This is a genomic window from Salegentibacter lacus (assembly GCF_020164555.1).
In the GTDB taxonomy this organism is placed as follows: domain Bacteria; phylum Bacteroidota; class Bacteroidia; order Flavobacteriales; family Flavobacteriaceae; genus Salegentibacter; species Salegentibacter lacus.
On record NZ_JAIQZB010000001.1, the window covers coordinates 174,727 to 195,562 of the forward strand.

Annotated in this window: 21 protein-coding genes; 5 read left to right on the forward strand and 16 right to left on the reverse strand. The window is 38.3% G+C overall.

Going from position 1 to position 20,836, the window contains the following annotated elements; all coding sequences use genetic code 11:
* Nucleotides 1-32: 32 nt before the first annotated feature.
* From murG to mraZ, 9 genes are all read right to left on the reverse strand, one after another.
* Nucleotides 33-1,127, reverse strand: coding sequence for an undecaprenyldiphospho-muramoylpentapeptide beta-N-acetylglucosaminyltransferase (gene murG / locus LB465_RS00805; protein ID WP_224465982.1), 1,095 nt, complete (start codon nucleotides 1,125-1,127; stop codon nucleotides 33-35).
* A gap of 69 nt (nucleotides 1,128-1,196) precedes the next feature.
* Nucleotides 1,197-2,405 (reverse strand): FtsW/RodA/SpoVE family cell cycle protein, encoded by a 1,209-nt coding sequence (locus tag LB465_RS00810; RefSeq protein ID WP_224465983.1) that lies wholly within the window; start codon nucleotides 2,403-2,405, stop codon nucleotides 1,197-1,199.
* A 139-nt stretch (nucleotides 2,406-2,544) separates the two neighbouring features.
* Nucleotides 2,545-3,912, reverse strand: coding sequence for a UDP-N-acetylmuramoyl-L-alanine--D-glutamate ligase (gene murD, locus LB465_RS00815; protein ID WP_224465984.1), 1,368 nt, complete (start codon nucleotides 3,910-3,912; stop codon nucleotides 2,545-2,547).
* A 6-nt stretch (nucleotides 3,913-3,918) separates the two neighbouring features.
* Nucleotides 3,919-5,157 (reverse strand): phospho-N-acetylmuramoyl-pentapeptide-transferase, encoded by a 1,239-nt coding sequence (gene mraY / locus LB465_RS00820; protein ID WP_224465986.1) that lies wholly within the window; start codon nucleotides 5,155-5,157, stop codon nucleotides 3,919-3,921.
* 35 nt (nucleotides 5,158-5,192) lie between these two features.
* Nucleotides 5,193-6,659, reverse strand: a complete 1,467-nt coding sequence (locus tag LB465_RS00825; RefSeq protein WP_224465988.1) for a UDP-N-acetylmuramoyl-L-alanyl-D-glutamate--2,6-diaminopimelate ligase — start codon at nucleotides 6,657-6,659, stop codon at nucleotides 5,193-5,195.
* Nucleotides 6,656-8,647, reverse strand: a complete 1,992-nt coding sequence (locus LB465_RS00830) for a penicillin-binding protein (protein WP_224465990.1) — start codon at nucleotides 8,645-8,647, stop codon at nucleotides 6,656-6,658. Before LB465_RS00830 ends, LB465_RS00825 begins: the two co-directional genes overlap by 4 nt.
* Complete coding sequence (locus LB465_RS00835; RefSeq protein ID WP_224465991.1) at nucleotides 8,648-8,965, reverse strand: FtsL-like putative cell division protein; 318 nt, start codon at nucleotides 8,963-8,965, stop codon at nucleotides 8,648-8,650.
* Between the two features lie 14 nt (nucleotides 8,966-8,979).
* The gene (rsmH, locus tag LB465_RS00840) at nucleotides 8,980-9,876 is read right to left on the reverse strand and encodes a 16S rRNA (cytosine(1402)-N(4))-methyltransferase RsmH (protein ID WP_079712993.1); all 897 of its coding nucleotides are present in this window, start codon (nucleotides 9,874-9,876) and stop codon (nucleotides 8,980-8,982) included.
* On the reverse strand, nucleotides 9,863-10,330 hold the full coding sequence (mraZ, locus tag LB465_RS00845; protein ID WP_224465992.1) for a division/cell wall cluster transcriptional repressor MraZ: 468 nt from the start codon (nucleotides 10,328-10,330) through the stop codon (nucleotides 9,863-9,865). Before mraZ ends, rsmH begins: the two co-directional genes overlap by 14 nt.
* A gap of 280 nt (nucleotides 10,331-10,610) precedes the next feature.
* Between mraZ and LB465_RS00850 the strand changes: the two genes are divergently transcribed.
* Nucleotides 10,611-11,378 (forward strand): alpha/beta fold hydrolase, encoded by a 768-nt coding sequence (locus LB465_RS00850; protein ID WP_224465994.1) that lies wholly within the window; start codon nucleotides 10,611-10,613, stop codon nucleotides 11,376-11,378.
* Nucleotides 11,379-11,444: 66 nt separating this feature from the next.
* Complete coding sequence (gene yihA, locus LB465_RS00855) at nucleotides 11,445-12,062, forward strand: ribosome biogenesis GTP-binding protein YihA/YsxC (protein ID WP_224465996.1); 618 nt, start codon at nucleotides 11,445-11,447, stop codon at nucleotides 12,060-12,062.
* A 3-nt stretch (nucleotides 12,063-12,065) separates the two neighbouring features.
* On the opposite strand, the gene LB465_RS00860 is transcribed toward yihA, so the two are convergent.
* From LB465_RS00860 to gldB, 3 genes are read right to left on the reverse strand one after another with little or no spacing between them, the layout of a single operon-like run.
* Nucleotides 12,066-12,425 carry a GTPase gene (locus tag LB465_RS00860; RefSeq protein WP_224465997.1) on the reverse strand — a complete coding sequence of 120 codons (360 nt, stop codon included), beginning with the start codon at nucleotides 12,423-12,425 and terminating at the stop codon, nucleotides 12,066-12,068.
* A 51-nt stretch (nucleotides 12,426-12,476) separates the two neighbouring features.
* Nucleotides 12,477-12,815, reverse strand: a complete 339-nt coding sequence (gldC, locus tag LB465_RS00865; RefSeq protein WP_224465999.1) for a gliding motility protein GldC — start codon at nucleotides 12,813-12,815, stop codon at nucleotides 12,477-12,479.
* Nucleotides 12,815-13,774 (reverse strand): gliding motility lipoprotein GldB, encoded by a 960-nt coding sequence (gene gldB / locus LB465_RS00870; protein ID WP_224466001.1) that lies wholly within the window; start codon nucleotides 13,772-13,774, stop codon nucleotides 12,815-12,817. The genes gldC and gldB overlap by 1 nt, the downstream gene beginning before the upstream one ends.
* 105 nt (nucleotides 13,775-13,879) lie before the next feature.
* On the opposite strand from gldB, the gene nadE reads away from it, so the two are divergent.
* Together nadE and LB465_RS00880 are read left to right on the forward strand one after the other, a co-directional pair.
* Nucleotides 13,880-14,671 (forward strand): NAD(+) synthase, encoded by a 792-nt coding sequence (nadE, locus tag LB465_RS00875; RefSeq protein ID WP_224466002.1) that lies wholly within the window; start codon nucleotides 13,880-13,882, stop codon nucleotides 14,669-14,671.
* Between the two features lie 113 nt (nucleotides 14,672-14,784).
* Entirely contained in the window at nucleotides 14,785-15,423 is a 639-nt protein-coding gene (locus tag LB465_RS00880) for a response regulator (RefSeq protein WP_224466004.1), read from the forward strand.
* On the opposite strand, the gene dnaG is transcribed toward LB465_RS00880, so the two are convergent.
* The 4 genes from dnaG to LB465_RS00900 all read right to left on the reverse strand — a co-directional run bounded on the left by dnaG (nucleotide 15,416) and on the right by LB465_RS00900 (nucleotide 19,884).
* A complete protein-coding gene (gene dnaG, locus LB465_RS00885; RefSeq protein ID WP_224466005.1) occupies nucleotides 15,416-17,377 on the reverse strand; it encodes a DNA primase in 1,962 nt (653 codons plus the stop codon). The two genes, LB465_RS00880 and dnaG, sit on opposite strands and share 8 nt — an antisense overlap.
* Nucleotides 17,378-17,465: 88 nt before the next feature.
* Nucleotides 17,466-18,518, reverse strand: coding sequence for a hypothetical protein (locus LB465_RS00890; protein WP_224466007.1), 1,053 nt, complete (start codon nucleotides 18,516-18,518; stop codon nucleotides 17,466-17,468).
* A 54-nt stretch (nucleotides 18,519-18,572) separates the two neighbouring features.
* Entirely contained in the window at nucleotides 18,573-19,337 is a 765-nt protein-coding gene (locus LB465_RS00895; RefSeq protein WP_224466008.1) for a hypothetical protein, read from the reverse strand.
* Nucleotides 19,324-19,884: an RNA polymerase sigma factor gene (locus tag LB465_RS00900; RefSeq protein ID WP_224466010.1), complete on the reverse strand. Its 561-nt coding sequence runs from the start codon at nucleotides 19,882-19,884 to the stop codon at nucleotides 19,324-19,326. The genes LB465_RS00895 and LB465_RS00900 overlap by 14 nt, the downstream gene beginning before the upstream one ends.
* A gap of 133 nt (nucleotides 19,885-20,017) precedes the next feature.
* On the opposite strand from LB465_RS00900, the gene rluF reads away from it, so the two are divergent.
* Nucleotides 20,018-20,833 (forward strand): 23S rRNA pseudouridine(2604) synthase RluF, encoded by an 816-nt coding sequence (gene rluF / locus LB465_RS00905; RefSeq protein ID WP_224466011.1) that lies wholly within the window; start codon nucleotides 20,018-20,020, stop codon nucleotides 20,831-20,833.
* The last annotated feature ends 3 nt before the right edge of the window (nucleotides 20,834-20,836 follow it).

A 20,836-nucleotide genomic window follows, 5' to 3' on the forward strand; every position in this document is an offset into this window, starting at 1 on the left:
TCATTCTGAATTTATTTCAGAATCTAATTTGTTTATTTTTTAATCAATTTTTCTACTTCATCTACAATCCTGGCTGTTGCGTTTGGCAATGCCAGTTTTTTAATATTTTCGCCAAGCACTTTTTGTTTTGCTTCGGAAGCCATTAAAGTGAAAAACTCCGTTTCAAATTTTTGTTCCAGTTCATTTTCCTTCAGCATCATCGCGGCATTTTTCTTTACTACCGCCATTGCATTTTTTGCCTGATGGTCTTCAGCAACATTTGGTGAAGGCACAAAAAGCACCGGTTTTCCCACAATACTTAATTCTGAAACCGTACCGGCCCCAGCCCTTGAAATAATCACATCGGCAGCGCCGTAAGCCAGGTTCATTTCATTCAGGAATAAATGCGTTTGCACCAATCCTGAATTATATTTTTTATATTCTTCGAAATACAGCTTTCCGGTTTGCCAGATCAGCTGAATATTTTCTTCTTCAAATCTTTCTAAATTGGCTTCTACCAATTGATTTATCCTTCTTGCGCCAAGGCTTCCACCTAAAACAAGCACAACTTTTTTGTCCTTTTCCAGTCCAAAATACCCAAGGGCTTTCTCCCTGTTCTCATCGATCTTCAATAAATCCTGTCTTACCGGATTGCCGGTAATAATGGTTTTTTCAGCAGGGAAAAATCGTTTCACTTCTTCGTAAGCAGCACAAATCTTATCAGCCTGTTTTGCCAATAGCTTATTAGTAATACCGGGAAATGAATTCTGTTCCTGGATAAGGTTGGATATTCCTTTTGAACTCGCTACTTTTAGCAATGGTCCGCTCGCAAATCCGCCGGTGCCAATTACCACATCTGGCTTAAAATCCCTGATTATTCTCCTGGATTTAGCCAAACTACTTAAGAGTTTAAAAGGGAACATTAAATTGCCGAATGTTAACTTTCGCTGAATCCCACTAATCCAAAGACCTTCTATTTTGTAACCTGCCTGCGGCACTTTCTCCATCTCCATCCTGTCACTGGCACCAACAAACAATATTTCTGCTTCAGGAAAACGCGCTTTTATCTCGTTGGCAATAGCAATCGCCGGGTAAATATGCCCGCCTGTGCCGCCTCCAGATAATATTACACGTAAATCCTTTTTCATCACTTTAAATTTTAATTCCTATTTTGGAACTTAATCACAGGCTTTTAATTGCATCCAGCATCAGGCTGGTTAGATCGCTTCGCTTAAAATATCCAGGGGATTTTCATTATCCAATTCCCTTTCTGCTTCTTCCCGTTCTTTCATTTCCTCACGTTTAGCGCTTACGCTTAAAATAATCCCCAGCGCCATACAGGTCATCCAAATAGAGGTTCCTCCGCTACTTATTAAAGGCAAAGTTTGTCCTGTAACCGGAAATAATTCTACTGCAACACCCATATTTATCAAAGCCTGGAAAATTATAGGTAAACCAACGCCCATAACCAGGAGTTTTCCAAAAACTGTATTGGCTTTGGTCGCCACGATCACAATCCTGAAAAGCAATAGTAAATATGCGAGCATTACTCCAAAAGCACCTATTAACCCCATTTCTTCAACAATTATCGCGTAGATAAAATCTGAAGAGGATTGTGGTAAAAAATTTCTCTGTACACTTTTTCCAACTCCGGTTCCGGTAACACCACCCGTTGCAATAGCGATTTTAGCCTTTTCAATTTGATAATCACCATCAGTGTCTTCGTCATTAGAAAAACTTTCAATCCGGCTTGCCCAGGTATCTACCCTATTGGGTAAAAGTCCCGGAAAAGCTTTTGCTGTTAAGATGAACATCGTTAACAAAATCAAACCTGCTGCTACAATAATTCCCAGATATTTTATTGGATATCCTCCTAAGAACATCAATACCAACACCATAGAAAAAACGATGGCAGTTGTGGAGAAATTGGCCGGCAAAATTAAGGATAATACTACTCCTACAGGCAGCCAAAGCGGTAAAATTGACTCTTTAAATGTGAGGTTTTCATTAGTCTTTTTAGAGAGGTAACGTGCCACATAAATCATCAAAACCACCGAAGCCAACGTAGATGACTGAAACGAAACCCCTAAGCCCGGAATTTGGATCCATCTACTGGCGTAAGCTCCGTCTATCATTGTTCCCTGGGCGACTGTATAAATTAACAACACAATTACAACCGGTAAAAACAAAATGGAAAGCCCCCTGAAATAATGATAAGGAATTTTATGTACTGCAAAGAGCAAACAAAAGCCTAAAAGCAAATGGAAGAAATGCACCACCACGTACTGGAAAGTGCTTCCATCACCATATAAATACGCAAGGTTACTACTGGCGCTGTAGACCGGCAAAAATGAAAATATTGCCAGCAATGCAGCCGTAGCCCAGATAACCTTATCGCCTTTAAGATTTGAAAAAATGTTGCTCATTTAACTCTTAATAATATTCGTTCTAGTCTGACTAACTTTTTTAACGTTATCCTGAACTTGCTTCAGGATCTAAGGTCTAGTAATAAAAACGTGTTAGAAGCTGAAACGAGTTCAGCTTGACTAAATCAAGTCTTTCTATTTAAAGATCTCTAACCGCATCTTTAAACTGGCGGCCCCTATCTTCGTAATTTTCAAAAAGATCAAAACTTGCGCAGGCAGGAGAAAGCAATACCGAATCTCCTCTTTCAGCAAGACTGTAGGCCATTCTTACAGCCTCTTTCATAGATTCTGTTTCTACAATGGTGTCTACACAATTCCCAAAATTCTGCATCAGTTTTTGGTTGTCTACTCCAAGACAAATTATAGCCTTTACCTTCTCGTTTACCAGCGGTAACAGATCGTCGTAAACATTTCCTTTGTCTACTCCTCCAACAATCCAAACAGTTTCACTTTCCATACTTTCCAAAGCATAAAAAGTAGCGTTTACATTGGTTGCTTTAGAATCGTTGATGTACTGCACATTATTAATCTTCAGTACTTTTTCAAGTCGGTGCTCCACCCCTTGAAAGCTCTCCATACTCTCACGAATAGTTTCTTTCCTAATTCGTAATAATTGCGACACAGTGGCCGCAGCCATAGCATTCTTGGTATTGTGTTTACCCTGCAAACCTAATTTTGTTGTTGGCATATTAAATTGGTTGTTTTTTATATTGACAATAATATTTTGGTTCTCTATACATGAGCCATTTTCTACTTTCTGCTGAAGCGAAAACGGTAATTGTTGTGCTTTTACCGGATTTTTCTCTAACCATTTTGTGATAATTTCATCGTCTAAATCATAGATGAAAAAATCTTCTTCAGTCTGGTTTTCGGTAATCCTGAATTTTGAAAAAACGTAATTCTCGAGTTTATACTCGTAGCGGTCTAAATGATCGGGTGTGATATTGGTTAAAACCGAAATATCTGGCCTAAAATCTTTAATTCCATCTAACTGAAAACTGCTTAATTCAAGCACAAACCAGTCGGGATTGGTTTCAGCAACCTGTTTGGCAAAACTGTCGCCTACATTCCCGGCCATTCCCACATTTATACCTGCATTTTTTAAGATGTGGTGCACAAATTTCGTGGTGGTGGTTTTCCCGTTGCTTCCCGTAATTCCAATTATTTTTGCTGAAGTAAAAGCGGCAGCAAATTCAATTTCTGAAATCACCGGAATTCCTTTTTCTGTCAGCTGCTTTACAATGGCAACCGAATCTGCAATTCCCGGACTTTTCATCACTACATCAGCGTCTAAAATTTTAGCTTCAGTATGAGTTTCCTCTTCCCAATCGATCTTCAATCCTTCAAAAACCGCTTTATATTTTTCTTTGATCTTTCCTTTATCTGATACAAAAACATCAAAACCTTCTTTAACTCCTAAAATAGCCGTTCCAGCACCGCTTTCGCCGCCGCCAAGAATCACCAGTTTTTTACCGGAATTATTAATATTTTGATTTTCTGTTTTCACTATTTCTTATCTTACTTTTAGCGTGATTATCGTTACAATGGCCAGGAAAATTCCAATAATCCAGAAGCGCACTACAATTTTACTTTCGTGATATCCTTTTTTCTGATAATGATGATGCAAAGGAGACATCAGGAAAATTCTTCGGCCTTCGCCATATTTTCTCTTGGTAAGCTTAAACCAGCCAACCTGTAAAACCACCGATAGGTTTTCCATTAAAAAGATTCCGCATAAAATAGGAATCAGTAATTCTTTTCTGGTGGCAATTGCGAGTACGGCAATAATTCCACCGATTGTTAAGCTACCTGTATCACCCATAAAAACCTGCGCCGGATAGGTGTTATACCATAAAAAGCCGACCAAAGCTCCCGCAAATGCACTTATAAAAATCGTCATCTCGCCCGATCGGGGGATGTACATAATATTGAGATAATCTGAAAAAATTATATTACCCGAAACCCAGGCAAAAATCCCCAGTGTAAGCACAATAATTGCAGAAGAACCAGCCGCGAGACCGTCAATTCCATCGGTTAAATTGGCACCATTCGAAACCGCAGTCACAATAAAAATTACGATTGGAATAAAAATCAACCAGGCATAATTCTTTAAAGCAGGATCTATCCAACTAATCAAACTTGAGTAATCGAATTCATTATTTTTTACAAAAGGAATTGTGGTAGTGGTGGTTTTCATTTCCGGCCCCATTTCCCTTATATTCTGAAAACTTTCTACAAGTTCTTGTTGCTCCGGAGCGGGCTCATTAGTTTCTTCCTTCACTGTTACTCCCGGATGAAAAAACAAAGTGCCACCTACAATAAGGCCCAAACCAACCTGGCCCAGGACTTTAAATTTCCCCTGAAGTCCTTCTTTATCCTTTTTAAATGTTTTAATATAATCGTCTATAAAACCTATAGCTCCCATCCAAATAGTGGTTACTATAAGCAGGATTACATAAATATTTTCCAATTTTGCAAAGAGTAAAACAGGAATTAGCGTGGCGAAGATTATAATAACCCCGCCCATAGTTGGTGTACCCGCTTTTTCGCTTTGTCCTCTAAGTCCTAAATCTCGTACACTTTCCCCAACCTGTTTTGCCTGTAAATAATTAATTATTCTTTTTCCGTAGATCGTAGAAATAGCCAAAGAAAGGATTATAGCCATCGCCGATCTAAAGGAAATGTACTCAAACAAGCGCGCCCCGGGCACCTGGTATTCTGCATCTAAATATTGAAATAAATAGTATAACATATTTTCTGGTTATTCTTCCAGTGGAAAAAGTGGGCTTACTTATTTAATTGTTTCAAAAATTCGGTCACTATCTTAAGGTCATCGAAATCTTTACGCTCTCCATTTACCTCCTGATAGGTCTCGTGACCTTTCCCGGCAATTAGGATAATATCTTTTTCACCCGCTATTTGACAAGCTGTTTTAATAGCCTGTTTCCTATTGGTGACCGACATAATTTTCTTGAAATTCTGTGGTTCTACTCCCGCTTCAACATCTTCTATTATCGTATCCGGGGCTTCGGTTCTTGGGTTATCGCTGGTGAAAATTACTTTTGTACTTAAAGTCGAAGCGATATGCCCCATTTTTGGCCTTTTTGTTTTATCACGATCTCCACCGCAACCAACAACTGTTATAAGCTCTTCATTTTTTGTACGGATACTGTTTATGGTTTCCAGTACGTTTTTTAAAGCATCAGGCGTATGGGCATAGTCTACAATTGCGGTAATCTTTTCTTTTTCTGAAATGATATACTGGAACCTTCCACTGACGGAATTAAGTTCACTGATAATCTTCAAGCTTTCTAAAGTTTCCAGACCCAAAAGTTCTGCAGTTGCATAAATTGCCAAAACATTGTAAGCGTTAAAACTTCCAATTAGGCGTGTCCATAATTCCTGGTCGTTTACTTTTAGCAGTAATCCGGTGAAAGAATTTTCAAGGATCTGCGCTTTATAATCGGCGTAAGATTTTAGGGCGTAGGTATATCTCTGCGCTTTTGTATTCTGAAGCATTACCTGCCCGTTTTTATCATCGGTATTGGTTAGCGCAAATGCCGAAGCCGGTAATTCATCAAAAAACCGCTTTTTTACATCGCGATATTCAGCGAAACTATCGTGATAATCTAAATGATCGTGGCTTAGATTTGTAAAAATGCCACCGGCAAATTCCAGGGCTGTGGTTCTATGCTGATCTATCCCGTGGGAACTCACTTCCATAAAGCAAAACTCCACGCCTTCATCATTCATTTGTTTTAAATAGTCATTTATCGTAATAGAATCTGGTGTAGTCCTTACGGCATCATAAGAATTTTCAGCAACCATTACTTTTACCGTAGAGAGTAAACCGACTTTAAAGCCAGCTTTTGTAAATAAATTATATAAAAGTGTGGCAATCGTGGTTTTTCCATTGGTGCCGGTAACGCCTACAAGTTTTAACTTTTCAGAAGGATTATCGTAATAATTGGCTGCCATAAAAGCCAAAGCCTGCTGAGCATTCCCCACTTTTATATAGGTAATCCCATTTACTATTTCCTTCGGGAATTCCTCACAAATTACTGCGAGTGCTCCTTCATTTATTGCCTGAGTTATAAAATCGTGACCATCTGATACACTTCCGCGAATAGCTACAAAAGCATCATTTAATTCAACTTTCCTTGAATCAAACTGAAGCCTGTTTATTGTCACCGAAGTATTTCCAACCACGGCATCGATTTGCACTTTATACAATATGTCTTTTAAGACTCTCAACCTATATTTAAATTTATTTGCTGATTAGTTTTTATTTTCTGCCCCGCCGAAATTGACTGTCCGCTTACTTTTCCTGTTCCCTGGAAAATCACTTTTAAGCCAAGATTCTCTAAAAGAGAAACAGCATCCATAGCCGGCATGCCGGTTACATCTGGCATCACAATTTTTTCATTATCGATTTTCGCATAATAAGCTTCAAAATCGGCCGTGACTTTATCATTCTGAATATCCAAAGAAGGGAGCGTATCCATTACCGGGGTATCGGTATAAATCTTCTGCGCGATTTGTTTAAAAACCGGTGCTGCAACGATATTTCCATAGTAGCCTTTGCTTTTCTTAGGCTTATGAATAATCACAATACAGGAGTATTTAGGATCCTCGGCAGGAAAATATCCCGCGAAAGATGAAATATATCTTCCCGGTTCTATCCAGTATTCTACCTGGCAGGTACCTGTTTTACCAGCCATTGAAAAATTGGGCGTATAAATATTTGCAGCTGTACCTTTCTCTACAGTTTGCTGCATCATTTTTTGAAGTTTTTTAGCGATTTCAGGAGAACAAATTCGAGGGTTCATCACTTCCCGCTCTACTTTTAAGATACTTTTATCCCATTCCTTTACTTCTTTAATAAACCTTGGTTTAACCATTACGCCATTATTGGCAATGGCATTGTAAAAGTTTAGCGTTTGTAATGGCGTTATGGAAACTCCATAACCAAAAGCCATCCACGGAAGGCTTAAACCATTCCAGTTTTTATCGTTAGGATGCGGAATTCTTGGCGAGCCTTCCCCTTTTATATCCAGCCCAATTTTACTATTTAAACCCATATCGTATAAACGATCTACGAATTTGGCAGGATTGTCTTTATAACCTTCAGTAATAATTTTGGTAAATGCGGTATTGGAAGAAACCTCAAATGCCTTCGCAGCAGAGATCTTTCCATAACCTCCACGACGGGAATCCCTAACCGCTCTTCCGTAGTATCGTACTACTCCATTCTCGGTATCTATTACCGAGCTGGTGTCTATTACATTATCTTCCAGCGCGGCAGTCATCGCCATTAACTTAAATGTTGAACCGGGTTCGTGCGATTCATAAACCGCGTAATTTCTTTTTTCAAAATAAGTTCCGTTCTCGGTACGCCCAAGATTAGACATTGCTTTGATCTCGCCAGTTTTGGTTTCCATCACCACTACTGTACCGTGATCGGCTTCAAAATATTCGAGCTGTTTTAATAAAGCGTGATGCGCAATATCCTGGATATTCACATCTATGGTAGAGATCACATCGTACCCATCTTTTGGCTCTACCTCGTTATTATCGCTTATAGGTTTCCACTGCCCTTTAGCAATTTTTTGTTTTAAGCGGCGACCATCAGTTCCTCTTAAATAAGAACTAAACGCCCCTTCAAGACCAACACGGGTAAAATATCCGTTTTCATCCTGTCGTTCGTAACCAACCGTGCGCTCTCCCATTTTACCAAGCGGATGTTCACGCACCGTTCTCTGCTCTACGATCATCCCACCTCTATAAGTTCCCAAATTGAACATTGGAAAACTTTTCACTTTCATATACTCAGAATAGCCAAGATTCTTTGCAATGGGTAAATAACGCTGGCCGTTTGCTCGGGCTTGTCTCAAATACTGAGACCAATAGGCAGAAGACTTTCCAAACATTTCAGTTAGGTTATTGGAAAGTGGCACTATATTTTCCTGAAAATTTTTATCTGAAACGGTAACTGCATCAAACCTGATATCGTATTTAGGAACTGAAGTCGCTAAAAGATTTCCTTTTGCATCGTATAGATTTCCGCGGCTGGCGGGAATTTTAAAACTTCGCACGGTGCGCTCCTCAGCGAGGTTCCGATAATAATCCCCTTCTACAAATTGAATATCAAGCAGCTTCACGCCTACCCCAACGGCGAAAACGAACATACAGGCCGCAACCACGTATAATCTATTCAATATGCCTTTTTCAGATGTAGCCATTTACTCCTTTATATTCACTTTTATTTTATAAGGTGGATTCTCGGAAGGAAGAATTCCCCTGTCTTTCATTTTTTGGGTAATTGTAGATTCCATTTTAATTCGCATAAGCGCTGAACGGCGATCTACAAATTCACTTTTTAGTTCCCTTACTTCGGTATGAAGTTTTGCAATCTTATGCACCTTACTTTCTGCACTGTGCGAACTGGCGATCATAATAATAGCGAGCAGCGTGCAAAAAACTATAAAGCGCCAGTTATTTACCGCATCCCTGCTAATAAGAAAATTAGCCCGTAGTATGTTGTAAAAACCTTTTTTCATAACACTTCAAAAAACTATAATTTCTTAGCCACCCTTAATTTGGCACTTCTCGCCCTGTTATTTTCTTTGATCTCTTCAGCAGAAGGCACAATAAGTCCGCCTACTTTTTTAAAGGGAACAGAAATATTTCCGTAGAAATCTTTCTCGGGCTCCCCCTCAAACAAACCACTTCTTATATATCGCTTTACCAATCTATCTTCCAGTGAGTGGTAAGAAATAAGACTAATCCTCCCATTTTTCACCACCAGCTCTTCGGTTTGCTTCAAAAACTCTTTTAAAGCTTCAATTTCCTGGTTTACTTCTATACGTATTGCCTGGTAGATCTGCGCCAGGATCTTATTCTCTTTTCCTTTAAAAAGATGCGGTTTCAGTAAATCGTTCAACTGTTCGCTGCTTTCTATAGGCTTTTCTTTTCTTGCTTCAACAATCAGGCTTGCCAGTTTTGGCGCATTCTTTAAATCGGCATAATCGTAAAACAACATTTTAAGCTGCTCTTCGCCATATTCATTAATCACTTCGTAAGCACTCAATTTGCTTCCCTGGTTCATGCGCATATCAAGACGTGCATCAAAACGGGTAGAAAATCCTCTTTCAGCTTCATTAAACTGATGCGAGGAAACTCCGAAATCACCTAAAATTCCATCGACTTCCTTTATTCCGTAAAACCTCAAAAACCTTTTAAGGAACCTGAAGTTTTCGTGAATTAGCGTAAACCGGGAATCTTCAATCGTGTTTTGCAAAGCATCTTTATCCTGATCAAAACCAAAAAGTTTTCCTTTTGGCCCGAGCCTGCTTAAAATCTCGCGGGAATGACCACCACCACCAAACGTAACATCTACATACACGCCATCTTCCTTAATATTAAGGCCGTCTACTGACTCTTTTAATAAAACCGGATTATGATATTGCATCTAAATCATCGTTTCCCATTACTTCTTCAGCCAATTCGGCAAAATCATCTGAAGTTTCATCAATGGTGTTTTCGTATTTATCCTTATCCCAGATCTCTATAATATTTACTGCAGAAGAAAGCACGATCTCTTTGTTGATTCCGGCAAATCCCACAAGATCTTTCGGAATTAAAAGTCTTCCGTTAGCATCTACCTCTACCATCTTCACGCCTGCTTGAAATCTTCTTATAAAATCGTTATTCTTCTTTTTGAAGCGGTTCAATCCATTAATTTTCTCCATTAAAACATTCCATTCCTGCATTGGATACAACTCCAAACAAGGCTGAAAAACCGAACGTTTTAGGACAAAACCATCCTGCAACATAGGCGCAAGCTGCTTTTTTAATGCCGAAGGAACCATTAACCGGCCCTTGGCATCTGCTTTACATTCGTATGTTCCAATGAGGTTTACCACTTCTATACTTTATAGAGTCAAATATATTGAAAAAATTACCACATTTTACCACTTTCTACCACTTTGTTGATAAGTTTCTCCACTGTATTTAGCTGAAAGACTATCAAATAGCGCTATTCATTTAGGTTTCAGAGGCTTGGTTTTTATTGTGATTTCCCTGTTAAAAAATTTTAAAAATGTAGAAGAAATGCATTTCCTAAATCACTTTGCTATTTCTTAAAAATGATTATACTTGTAATGAAATCGCTATATTTGCGATTGCTAACCGCAAAGCCAATCAATGAAGAATAATTTAAGGCAAGAGGGAAAGTTTACGTACCTGGAGCAAGGAGAAGGAACCCCGATAGTTATTTTACACGGACTTATGGGCGGTTTAAGTAATTTTGATGGGGTTACAGAGTATTTTCCGAAGCATGGTTATAAAGTGGTAATTCCGGAACTTCCCCTATATTCCATGTCGCTACTTAAAACCAGCGTGCAGACTTTTGCTAAATATTTAAAAGAATTTGTAGATTTTAAAGGTTACGACAAAGTGATCCTGTTGGGTAATTCACTTGGCGGGCATATTGCTTTACTGGCCACCAAATTATATCCTGAAATTGTACAGGGACTGGTAATTACCGGAAGCTCGGGACTTTATGAAAACTCGATGGGAGAAAGTTATCCGCGTCGTGGAGATTATGAGTTCATAAAGAAAAAAGCCCAGGATGTTTTTTACGACCCTGAAGTAGCAACTAAAGAAGTGGTAGATGAAGTTTACGAAACCGTAAGCGATCGCAACAAATTGGTGAAAACACTCGCTATTGCAAAAAGTGCCATTAGGCATAATATGGCCAAAGATTTACCAAAAATGAAAACTCCTACCTGCATTATTTGGGGAAAAGACGATAATGTTACGCCACCAGAGGTAGCTGAAGATTTTCAGCGTCTACTACCGGATGCCGATCTTTACTGGGTAGATAAATGTGGTCACGCTGCTATGATGGAACACCCAGATGTTTTTAACGAGCTGCTTCACGACTGGTTGAAAAAACGAAATTTTAAATAAACCGATACAGGCTTTAGAGAGCTTTATTAAGGTCTACTTCAATAATCACTATTTAAACATTTTAAGATGAAAATCAAGTCGGCTGAATTTTTGGTGAGCAATTCTCGGATAGATCTATGCCCGGAAAGCAAACTACCGGAATACGCTTTTATAGGCCGCAGTAATGTTGGGAAATCTTCTTTAATAAATATGCTTACCGGTAGAAAAGCTTTGGCAAAAACCTCAGCCAAACCAGGTAAAACGCAACTTATAAATCATTTTTTGATCAATAAGAACTGGCATCTGGTAGATTTACCCGGTTACGGTTATGCAAAAGTTTCTAAATCGGCTAAAAGAACATTCCAAAAGTTTATCACGGCATATTTTGAAAAGCGAGAACAAATGATTTGCGCTTTCGTGCTTATAGATAGCAGGCATGAGCCGCAACCTATAGATATGGAATTTATGCAATGGCTTGGCGAGAACAATGTTCCTTTTTGTATTATTTTCACCAAAGCCGATAAAATGAAGCCAAAAGCCCTGGAGCGAAACATCAATTTTTACCAGGAAAAAATGCTGGAAAGCTGGGAAGAAATGCCTCAATTCTTTATTAGCTCTGCAACTTCAAAATTAGGACAGGATGAGATTTTGGATTATATTGAAGCTATAAATGTTCAATTAAATTCTTCTAATTCGCCCCGTTAACGCTTAAAGCCTTTCTTCAATAAGCTTAATTAGATCTTCCTCGTTCTGGGTTCGTTCTAATTCCTCAGTAGGAATAAAAATTCCCATTTCAACTTCATCTTCCCATAAAACTATTGGAAACGTATATTTATAGCCGAATTTAGACGCATACCGCTTCTGAAATTCATCTATATACAAAAACTCCATTTGCACATCTGAAGTCTGTCTGTATTTTTTCCACCGTGAATTTTCAGAAAAGACTCCGTGGGTTACTTTGCAAATACTACAGGCATAAGTATTTGGTTTAATTAACTTATGCAGCGCATCCAGAACTGCATTTTGAGTTCCGGAATACGCGTTATATACAAAAATGAGTTTTTCCAAAAAGTGAGATTTGATTGATTGTACCTAAAAGCAGGTTAGTCTCAAGTTAGCTTATTTTTGAGTGATTTCAAGTTTTTCAGCAAAATAATCGCAAAAATCTTTCATTGTGGCCGTCATCTTTTCATCCTGGGTGGCTCGGTTAAAAGTATCACTCATAGAAACCAGCGTTTGATGAAAGAATTTCTTCATTTCATCTACCGGCATATCTTTAGTCCAAAGGTCTATACGCAGCGTTTCCTGAGATTTGCTATCCCAAACCGAAAGCATTAGCGCCTTAGCATCTTCTTTATAAATGTTACCGTCTTCTGCGCTCCAGGTGATTTCTTCTGGCACGCGATTCTCATCGGTAACCACTTCTATATTTATTTCTGATTTTTTAAATTCTGACATTACTTTCTTGGTTTAAAATTCGCTTTATTAAATATCGTTTCGGCATCTGTATTTATCATTTCTTCAATAGATGCATTGGTTTTTTCCATATAATTGCGCACAATCTGCCAGCCTATATATTGCCCAAGTTTCGCTGGTGATTCAGCATCCAGTTGCAGGTAGAATTTAGAAAAAGGTGCAGGATATAGAAACCTGGAATAAAGTTCAGTATCCGTATCAAAAAACAATTCATTTTCAACAAAATACCGCCAAATTTGCGTCTCGTTATTTTGCGCCCAGGTAAATTCATCTTCAGTATAACCTATTTTTTCGGCATCAGCAGTTTCAGGAATAAACTTATCTTTTAAGTACAACAACTTCCCGTAATACACCATATGCGCGAGGAAAGTTCTGGACCGTGGTCTTTCCACATATTTTTCAGCATAGGCGTTCGCGACATCTGGAATTATTTGATCTTTTTTGAAATTCTTCTTTAAAAATTCCTGAATTCCGACATAGAAATGATGATCTTCTCCTAAATACGTATCCAGAGAAATGAACAAATAATCATCCTGCAAAATTACCTTATTTTTATAGTCAACTTCAGAAGTTAACGTAAACACTTTTGGCGCTTCAAACTTCGGAAAATAATATTTTATATGCTGAAAAAGACTGTGGAGTTTGGCTTTTTGATTTTCAAACAAAGGAAAAGCTTTACCTACTTCAGCATCTATTTCCTGCTGTATAGTATCGCCCATCTTCTCAATCCATACGTTATCGGGAAACTGTTTTGGAAACAATTTAGGATATTGCTTTTTTAACTCGTTCAGGTTATTTGGTGTAGCTTCAGCAAATTTCCGGTCAAAACGTACCACTTCAAAATCTACCGGCACTTCTGCGATCTCTTTTTCAATTTTAGCATCCTCGTTACAGGAAACAAAAACGATTGAACAAAGCAGGAAAATAATTTTTTTATACATAGGCATTCTTTATGAAGGCTTTAACGCCCTGCCCTTTTAATAATTATGTTTAAATAGTAGATTTGTGTACAAAGGTATTATTTACAAACTTAATCACCCAAAATTATGCAAACTGAAAAAGTGGTAAATCACATAGTTAACTGGTTAAAAGAATATGCTACAAACTCCGGAATGAACGGCTTTGTACTTGGAATAAGCGGTGGAATCGACTCAGCAGTAACCTCAACACTTTGCGCAAAAACCGGTTTGCGTACACTTTGTGTAGAAATGCCTATTCAACAACATACAGACCAGGTAACAAGAGCTCAAAAACACATAGATTGGTTAAAGCAAAATTATGCCAATGTCACTAACCTGGAAGTTGACTTAACGCCTGTTTTTGATGAATTTAAAAAAGCAGCACCCCAGGTTGAAGCTTCAGCCACTTTAGATCTTACTTTGGCAAATACACGGGCAAGATTAAGAATGTCTACTTTATACTATTTTGCAGGCTTACATGGCTACCTCGTTGCAGGAACCGGAAATAAAGTAGAAGATTTTGGCGTGGGATTTTTTACAAAATACGGAGACGGTGGTGTAGACTTAAGCCCTATAGCCGATCTTATGAAAACTGAAGTTACTGAAATTGCGAAATTTTTAGGAATTGGTCCTGCAATTGTAAGTGCCGCACCAACAGATGGGCTTTTTGGAGACAGCCGTACCGATGAAGATCAAATAGGCGCATCTTATCCTGAACTGGAATGGGCGATGGAAGAAGCCGAAAACGGAAAAACTGTGGAAGATTTTGAAGGAAGAAAACAAGAAGTTTTTAAAATATACAAAAGCCGGCACAGGGCTAACGCTCACAAAATGAAACCCATACCGGTGTGTGAGATTCCCGTTAATCTTAAAAAATAAGCCTTTTATCGATAGTTGTACCTAAAAATTAGAAGTAGAGAGAAAATTGGTTATTTTTAATAGTACATACACGCTTGTCCTACCCCGGCGTGTTTTTTAACCAACCTTTCATTATGAGTACAGTATTAATTGCAGATCATCACCCTGTGGTGCATGAGGGTATTAGGTGTATCCTTAGAAACAACCCGGCGCTTGAGGTAGTGGGCAGCGTACATAGCGGAATGGAGCTGTACGGATTTTTAAGCGAAAGCCAGCCAGATGTTTTGATTATAGAAATCGATCTTCCTGAAATAAACGGGATTAATGCACTTCGTACCATTAAAACTGATTATTCAAAAGTAAAAATTCTTGTTTGTACAGGTCATCCTGAAGAAGTGTATGCATTAAGTGCTATTAAAGCGGGAGCTGCAGGATATATCTCTAAACTAGCAAAACCAGAGGATCTTGAAAAAGCAATTTACCAGGTAGCCAGAGGCGGAATTTACCTCAACAAAAAAATTACTGAGAAACTCAATGCCGGAATGTCTCCCGGCAGAAATTTAATTGCGAAATTCAAGAAACTTTCTACCCGCGAATCTGAAGTTTTAAATCTTATCGCTTCCGGCAAACGAAATAAAGATATCGCTGAAGCACTCTCTATCAACGAGAAAACGGTAAGCACTTACAAAACGCGGCTGCTTAAAAAACTACAGGTAGACAATATTGCCGATCTTATTACCAGGTCACGATTACTGCAAATAAATACTACATAACGCGATTAAGCTTCTCTGAAAGAACCTTCTTCAAACTAAGGTAATCTTTTACATCTTCCAAGACATGTTGGGTATCCTGCTCTTCATCGGGCGTTTTCACTTTTTCCGAAAGCTCGTTGATCTTCTGATTTATTAAAAACCTACGTAAAGAAAGAATGGTTTCGCTTACGTGCCTGGAAATGGTTTCGGTTTTTGCTTTTACAAAAATATTTTGCCGGTCCCACTCGTGTAATTTATACTGTTCCTCTTCCATTAAAATCGAGGTAATTTCAGAAGCCTGCTCAGGATCTATATCGTTAATAAAATTCTTAACCTCAAATTTTTCTTCACTGTTTAAACGAGCCATTAATTCAGTGTAAATATCTCTGAACTTAGGATTGGTAAAAGCAATTTCATCTTCCTGAAGGTCTAAAAATATCTTTTCAAAAACCCTTGTTCTCTGTATTTCTTTCTCTAAACCTAACTCCCCGTCTTCCTTTTCTTTTAAAACCAGATCTTCAAATTCTTCCTCTACAGTTCCATACTGAAGCAACAGACTAATAATCTTTTTTTCAAGCTCATATTGTTCGTCTACTTTAGCTGTTTTTGGTTGTGGCTCTTCCTTTACTACATCAAAAGATTTTTTTTGCTTTGGTTGGGGAGAAGTCCTTCCGCTTTTCGCGTTTAGTTGCGCCAGGCTGGAAAAGAGGACATTCTCAGAAATATCCATAATTCGCGAACATTCCTGCAAATAAACTTCTTGCTGAATCGTATCTGGAATTTTTGAAATACTGTTTACAATATCCCGAATTAATTCGGCCTTTTTCACCGGATCTTTCTTCGCTTCTTCCATAAGCAACGAAGCTTTGTAACTAATAAAATCCTGCGCGTTTTCCTGTAAATATTCGGCTAAAGCATAATCAGAGTTATTTTTGGCAAAACTGTCCGGATCTTCTCCCTCCGGAAAAGTACAAACCCGCACATTCATGCCCTGTTCCAGGATAAGATCTATACCGCGAAGCGAAGCCCTAATTCCTGCCGCATCACCATCAAAAAGTACCGTGATATTTTTTGTTAATCGGTTGATTAACCGAATTTGATCTGGGGTTAATGCTGTTCCCGAAGAGGAAACAACATTTTCAATTCCGCTTTGATGAAATTGAATTACATCGGTATAACCTTCTACCAGAAAGCAGTTATCTTCTTTCGCAATTGCCTGTTTAGCAAAATTGATCCCGTATAAAACCTTACTTTTGTGGTAAATATCGCTTTCAGGTGAATTCAGGTATTTTGCAGCCTTTTTTTCGTTGGTAAGAATCCTTCCACCAAACCCTAAAACCCTGCCAGACATAGAATGAATGGGGAACATCACTCTCCCTTTGAAACGATCAAACTGCTTTTCGCCCTTCACGATAGTAAGACCGGTTTTTTCCAGGTATTCGAGTTTATAAGCTTCAGCAAGAGCTTCTTTGGTGAAATCGTCCCACTCGTCTAAAGAATAGCCGAGTTCAAACTTTTTAATTGTTTCTAGAGTGAATCCGCGCTCTTTAAAATAGCTTAAACCAATAGCTTTTCCGGGATCGGTTTTATGAAGATTTTTCTGAAAATGTTTGTTTGCAAATTCAGAAACCAGGTACATACTTTCCCGCTCATCGGCTTGCTGTTTTTGCTCGTCGCTTTGCTGGGTTTCTTCAATCTCAATCCCATATTTCTTAGCCAGGTATTTAATGGCTTCAGGATAAGTGAAATGTTCGTGTTCCATAAGAAATGCCACGACATTGCCTCCTTTTCCGCTTGAGAAATCCTTCCAGATTTGCTTTACGGGAGATACCATAAAACTGGGTGTGCGTTCATCGCTAAACGGACTTAAACCTTTAAAATTCGATCCCGATTTTTTTAGCTGAACAAAATCACCAATCACCTCCTCAACACGGGCGGTTTCAAATACGTTGTCTATGGTGGTTTTTGAGATCAAATAAAATGCGTTTAAACCTCACAGTCCCGAACAAATTTCGGGACTGTGAGGTCTGTAAATTCAAGACAAAATTACAATTTAAAATTGGCTAATCAACATCAAACCGAAGTCCTAAAGAAAAGTTGTGTAATTCCCTGTTCGGGTCTTGAAATATTGGGTTTAGATCGTATTTCCCGTAGAGGGTGGCGCCGCCCCAACCTAGATAAGCACTTACCCCGTAAACCAAATCATTGGTATTATAATTATTCTTTAATTTCTCTTTTACTTTATCACCATCCTCTTTATACTTGAGTTTTTGACGTTCTCCAATATTAAACCCGGCATAACCACCAAAGCCAATTTTGAGCATTTTATAGGTAGAAAAATGCAAACGATCTTCGGTTTCGGTTTTTGTTGAAGGACCTATTTCAAAATGAACCGGAACTACCAGGTTATCCATTCTAAATTTAGATTTATCCAAGTCTAATGCGAATTCCTGCAGGTAGGTTTGATCGCCATCTTCAACAAAAATGCGGTTATCGGTTGGCTTTAAACCATTAAACTGAAATGAAACCCCATACCGCAAACGCAACCAGTTTGTTTCTTTAAAAACTCGTGTTTTCCAGGCCCAGCCAAGTTCAAAAAATCGGCTGCCACCTAATTTAAAATCTGAATCGTTTAGAGACTGACCTTCTTCCAGGGCATTATTAAAACCAACAGCAACAACCAAATCGCTCGTGGTGCGGTTATCGTACTTGTTTTTCTTATTAATATTGATATCCAAGGCTTTTCCTTTACCGCCAATAGCTATATAATTCCCTGAAGTATCATCATTTCTATCCCTGAGTTCCATCTCATTTTCCAGGATCGCTATTTTATTCTCAATATTTTTAGCGTGCTTTTCAGCGTATTCCTTTTTTTCTTTTTCTGCTTCTTCTTTGGTGATTTCGCCTCTTTCCAGTTCCCCGTTTATACGTTCAATCTGGTATTTCAATTTTTCTTTTTGTTTTTCAATAATTTCAGTTTTTTGTTTTTCAAAAAATTCTCTGGCTTTCTCTTGTGAGGTCATTTCTGTCTCTACAGGAGCAACTTCCTGCCCTGATACTTGCTGATGCGCAAAACTGAATACTAAAAATGTGATGTAAAAAGTAAGTGTTTTCATAATAATTGATTTTGATGTTTGATGAATGACCCTATTGTAGGTTTTGAGTAAATATTAATAGTTTCTATTAGCAACCGCAGTTTTAGCTTTGAGATAACCTTCTTTTAAAACCTCAAAAATCTTTGCTTTAAAAGACTGGTAAATCTCGTCTTCTACTTCGGCTAAAAGCGCATTTGCACTTATCTCGGTATTTAAATTATAGAATTGCGAGTTGTTGCGTTCTCTACTTATTTCTGAAGCCGCCTGGACTAAAAGTGCGTCTACTTCATCTTCAGATATCTCATCATTTTTCGCAGCTGCAGCGATAACTTCTTCAAGTTTAGATTGTATTAATTTTTCTTCGGAAATTGGAGGTTCCAGGCTAATTGTTTCTAAAGCAATAGCTTCTTCATATTTATTTTCTTCGGAAATTGGTGCTTCAGCAATTTCTTCTTTTGCTGAAGTTTCAGGCATTGTTGCAATTTCATTTTTCAAATTATTTTCAGCTGAAATTTCTTCCTCCTTTTCACTTTCATCAGAAGCTATTTGAGTATTATTTTCCTGCGAAAACTCTTGTTTTGCTTCCAGTCCTTCTATCATTTCATTTACCGGTTCTTCTACCACCTGCGGACTTTCAGATAAATCATTGTTCCACATAAATGTTCCTGCAATTAGTAGAATTGCAACTGCCGCGGCGATGTATTTCCAGGGTGTTTGGGAGGTTTTGTTTTCTTCCGCATTCAATTTTGCGTCTAACTTTCCCCAAGTCCCGGTAGAAGGCTTAATTTGCCTTTTTCCCAGTTTTTCCCTTGCGTTTTCTTCGAATTTATTTAATTCCATAATCCGATGTATTTTGTGTTTTTAACTGCTCCTGCAACATTTTTCGCGCTTTAGACAACTGCGATTTTGAAGTTCCTTCGGTAATCTTCAGTATTTTCGCAATTTCGGTGTGCTTATATCCTTCTACCGCATACATAACAAAAACCATCCTGTAGCCTTCCGGCAAATTGTCTATGATGTTTTGAATATGTGCAACATTTAGCGCTGTATCCATTTCGGCAGAAAAACCGGGATCGGCAATTTCTTCGTCACTAAAAACAATTTTCTTTTGTGATCTTAAAAAAGAAATTGATTCTCGAACCATAATTTTTCTTATCCAGCCTTCAAAACTTCCCTTAGATTCAAAATCGTTAAGGTGAGTGAAAACTTTTAGAAATCCGTTTAGCATTACTTCTTCGGCGTGATGTATATCTTTTATATACTGCCGGCAAACGCTAAGCATTTTTCCAGAATGCAACTCATATAATTCGCGCTGCGCCTTACGGTCATTTTTTGCCGCACGCTTTATTAACTGAGTTTCGTTTTTAAAGAGTTGAATTACTTTCACCCGATTTTCTAATTAAAAGGCCTTCTGTTTACATAGACGCAGGAAAGTTACAAAAGGTTGCCTGTACCCCGATTATTTTTTAAAAAATTAGTTTCGCAGCGAATTCTTGTATCTTTGCAGCACAATCTTTTTTATGTCTGAACAGAAGCTTACCCGAATAAATAAATACTTAAGTGAAATTGGTTATTGCTCCCGCCGTGCTGCCGATAAACTCATAGATCAAGGCCGGGTGACCATCAACGGAACCGTACCTGAAATGGGCACCAAAATTGGCCCTAATGATGTGGTAAAAGTTGACGGGAAAGCGGTTTCTGAAGCAGAAAAAAAAGAACCAAACGTTTACCTCGCTTTTAATAAACCGATAGGTATTGTTTGCACTACCGATACCCGCGTGGAAAAAGATAACATTATTGATTATATAAACTATCCAAAACGGATTTTTCCTATTGGTCGTCTTGACAAACCCAGCGAAGGACTTATTTTCCTTACCAACGATGGTGATATTGTAAACAAAATTTTACGCGCCAGGAACAACCACGAAAAGGAATATATAGTTTCCGTCAACAAACCTATTACTTCAGATTTTATTCGACGAATGGGTAACGGCGTACCTATCCTGGGAACAACCACCAAAAAATGCGAAGTAGAAAAACTGGGAAAGAACGATTTTAGGATTGTGCTTACGCAAGGCTTAAACAGGCAAATTCGTAGGATGTGTGAGTTTTTAGGTTATGAAGTTGTCGCGCTTAAGCGCATTAGAATAATGAATGTTAGCCTAGATGTACCAGTGGGACAATGGCGTGATCTTACCCAGGATGAACTTGAAACCATTAACAAAATGGTAGATGAATCCAGTAAGACCGCAGAAGCATCTGCACTAAAATCTTCCGCTTTAAAAAATAAAACGACACCACGCTCGGGTCCCAGACCACGCAAGAATAAATCTTAACAC

Bases quoted from the DNA above. Each gene is read 5' to 3' on its own strand.
- LB465_RS00850 (WP_224465994.1), top strand. From the start codon at position 10,611: ATGAAGAATAATTTAAGGCAAGAGGGAAAGTTTACGTACCTGGAGCAA.
- nadE (WP_224466002.1), top strand. From the start codon at position 13,880: ATGCAAACTGAAAAAGTGGTAAATCACATAGTTAACTGGTTAAAAGAA.
- rsmH (WP_079712993.1), bottom strand. From the start codon at position 9,876: ATGCAATATCATAATCCGGTTTTATTAAAAGAGTCAGTAGACGGCCTT.
- gldB (WP_224466001.1), bottom strand. From the start codon at position 13,774: ATGTATAAAAAAATTATTTTCCTGCTTTGTTCAATCGTTTTTGTTTCC.
- yihA (WP_224465996.1), top strand. From the start codon at position 11,445: ATGAAAATCAAGTCGGCTGAATTTTTGGTGAGCAATTCTCGGATAGAT.
- mraY (WP_224465986.1), bottom strand. From the start codon at position 5,157: ATGTTATACTATTTATTTCAATATTTAGATGCAGAATACCAGGTGCCC.
- gldC (WP_224465999.1), bottom strand. From the start codon at position 12,815: ATGTCAGAATTTAAAAAATCAGAAATAAATATAGAAGTGGTTACCGAT.
- murG (WP_224465982.1), bottom strand. From the start codon at position 1,127: ATGAAAAAGGATTTACGTGTAATATTATCTGGAGGCGGCACAGGCGGG.
- LB465_RS00810 (WP_224465983.1), bottom strand. From the start codon at position 2,405: ATGAGCAACATTTTTTCAAATCTTAAAGGCGATAAGGTTATCTGGGCT.
- LB465_RS00835 (WP_224465991.1), bottom strand. From the start codon at position 8,965: ATGAAAAAAGGTTTTTACAACATACTACGGGCTAATTTTCTTATTAGC.
- LB465_RS00895 (WP_224466008.1), bottom strand. From the start codon at position 19,337: ATGGAATTAAATAAATTCGAAGAAAACGCAAGGGAAAAACTGGGAAAA.
- LB465_RS00830 (WP_224465990.1), bottom strand. From the start codon at position 8,647: ATGGCTACATCTGAAAAAGGCATATTGAATAGATTATACGTGGTTGCG.
- LB465_RS00880 (WP_224466004.1), top strand. From the start codon at position 14,785: ATGAGTACAGTATTAATTGCAGATCATCACCCTGTGGTGCATGAGGGT.
- LB465_RS00890 (WP_224466007.1), bottom strand. From the start codon at position 18,518: ATGAAAACACTTACTTTTTACATCACATTTTTAGTATTCAGTTTTGCG.
- rluF (WP_224466011.1), top strand. From the start codon at position 20,018: ATGTCTGAACAGAAGCTTACCCGAATAAATAAATACTTAAGTGAAATT.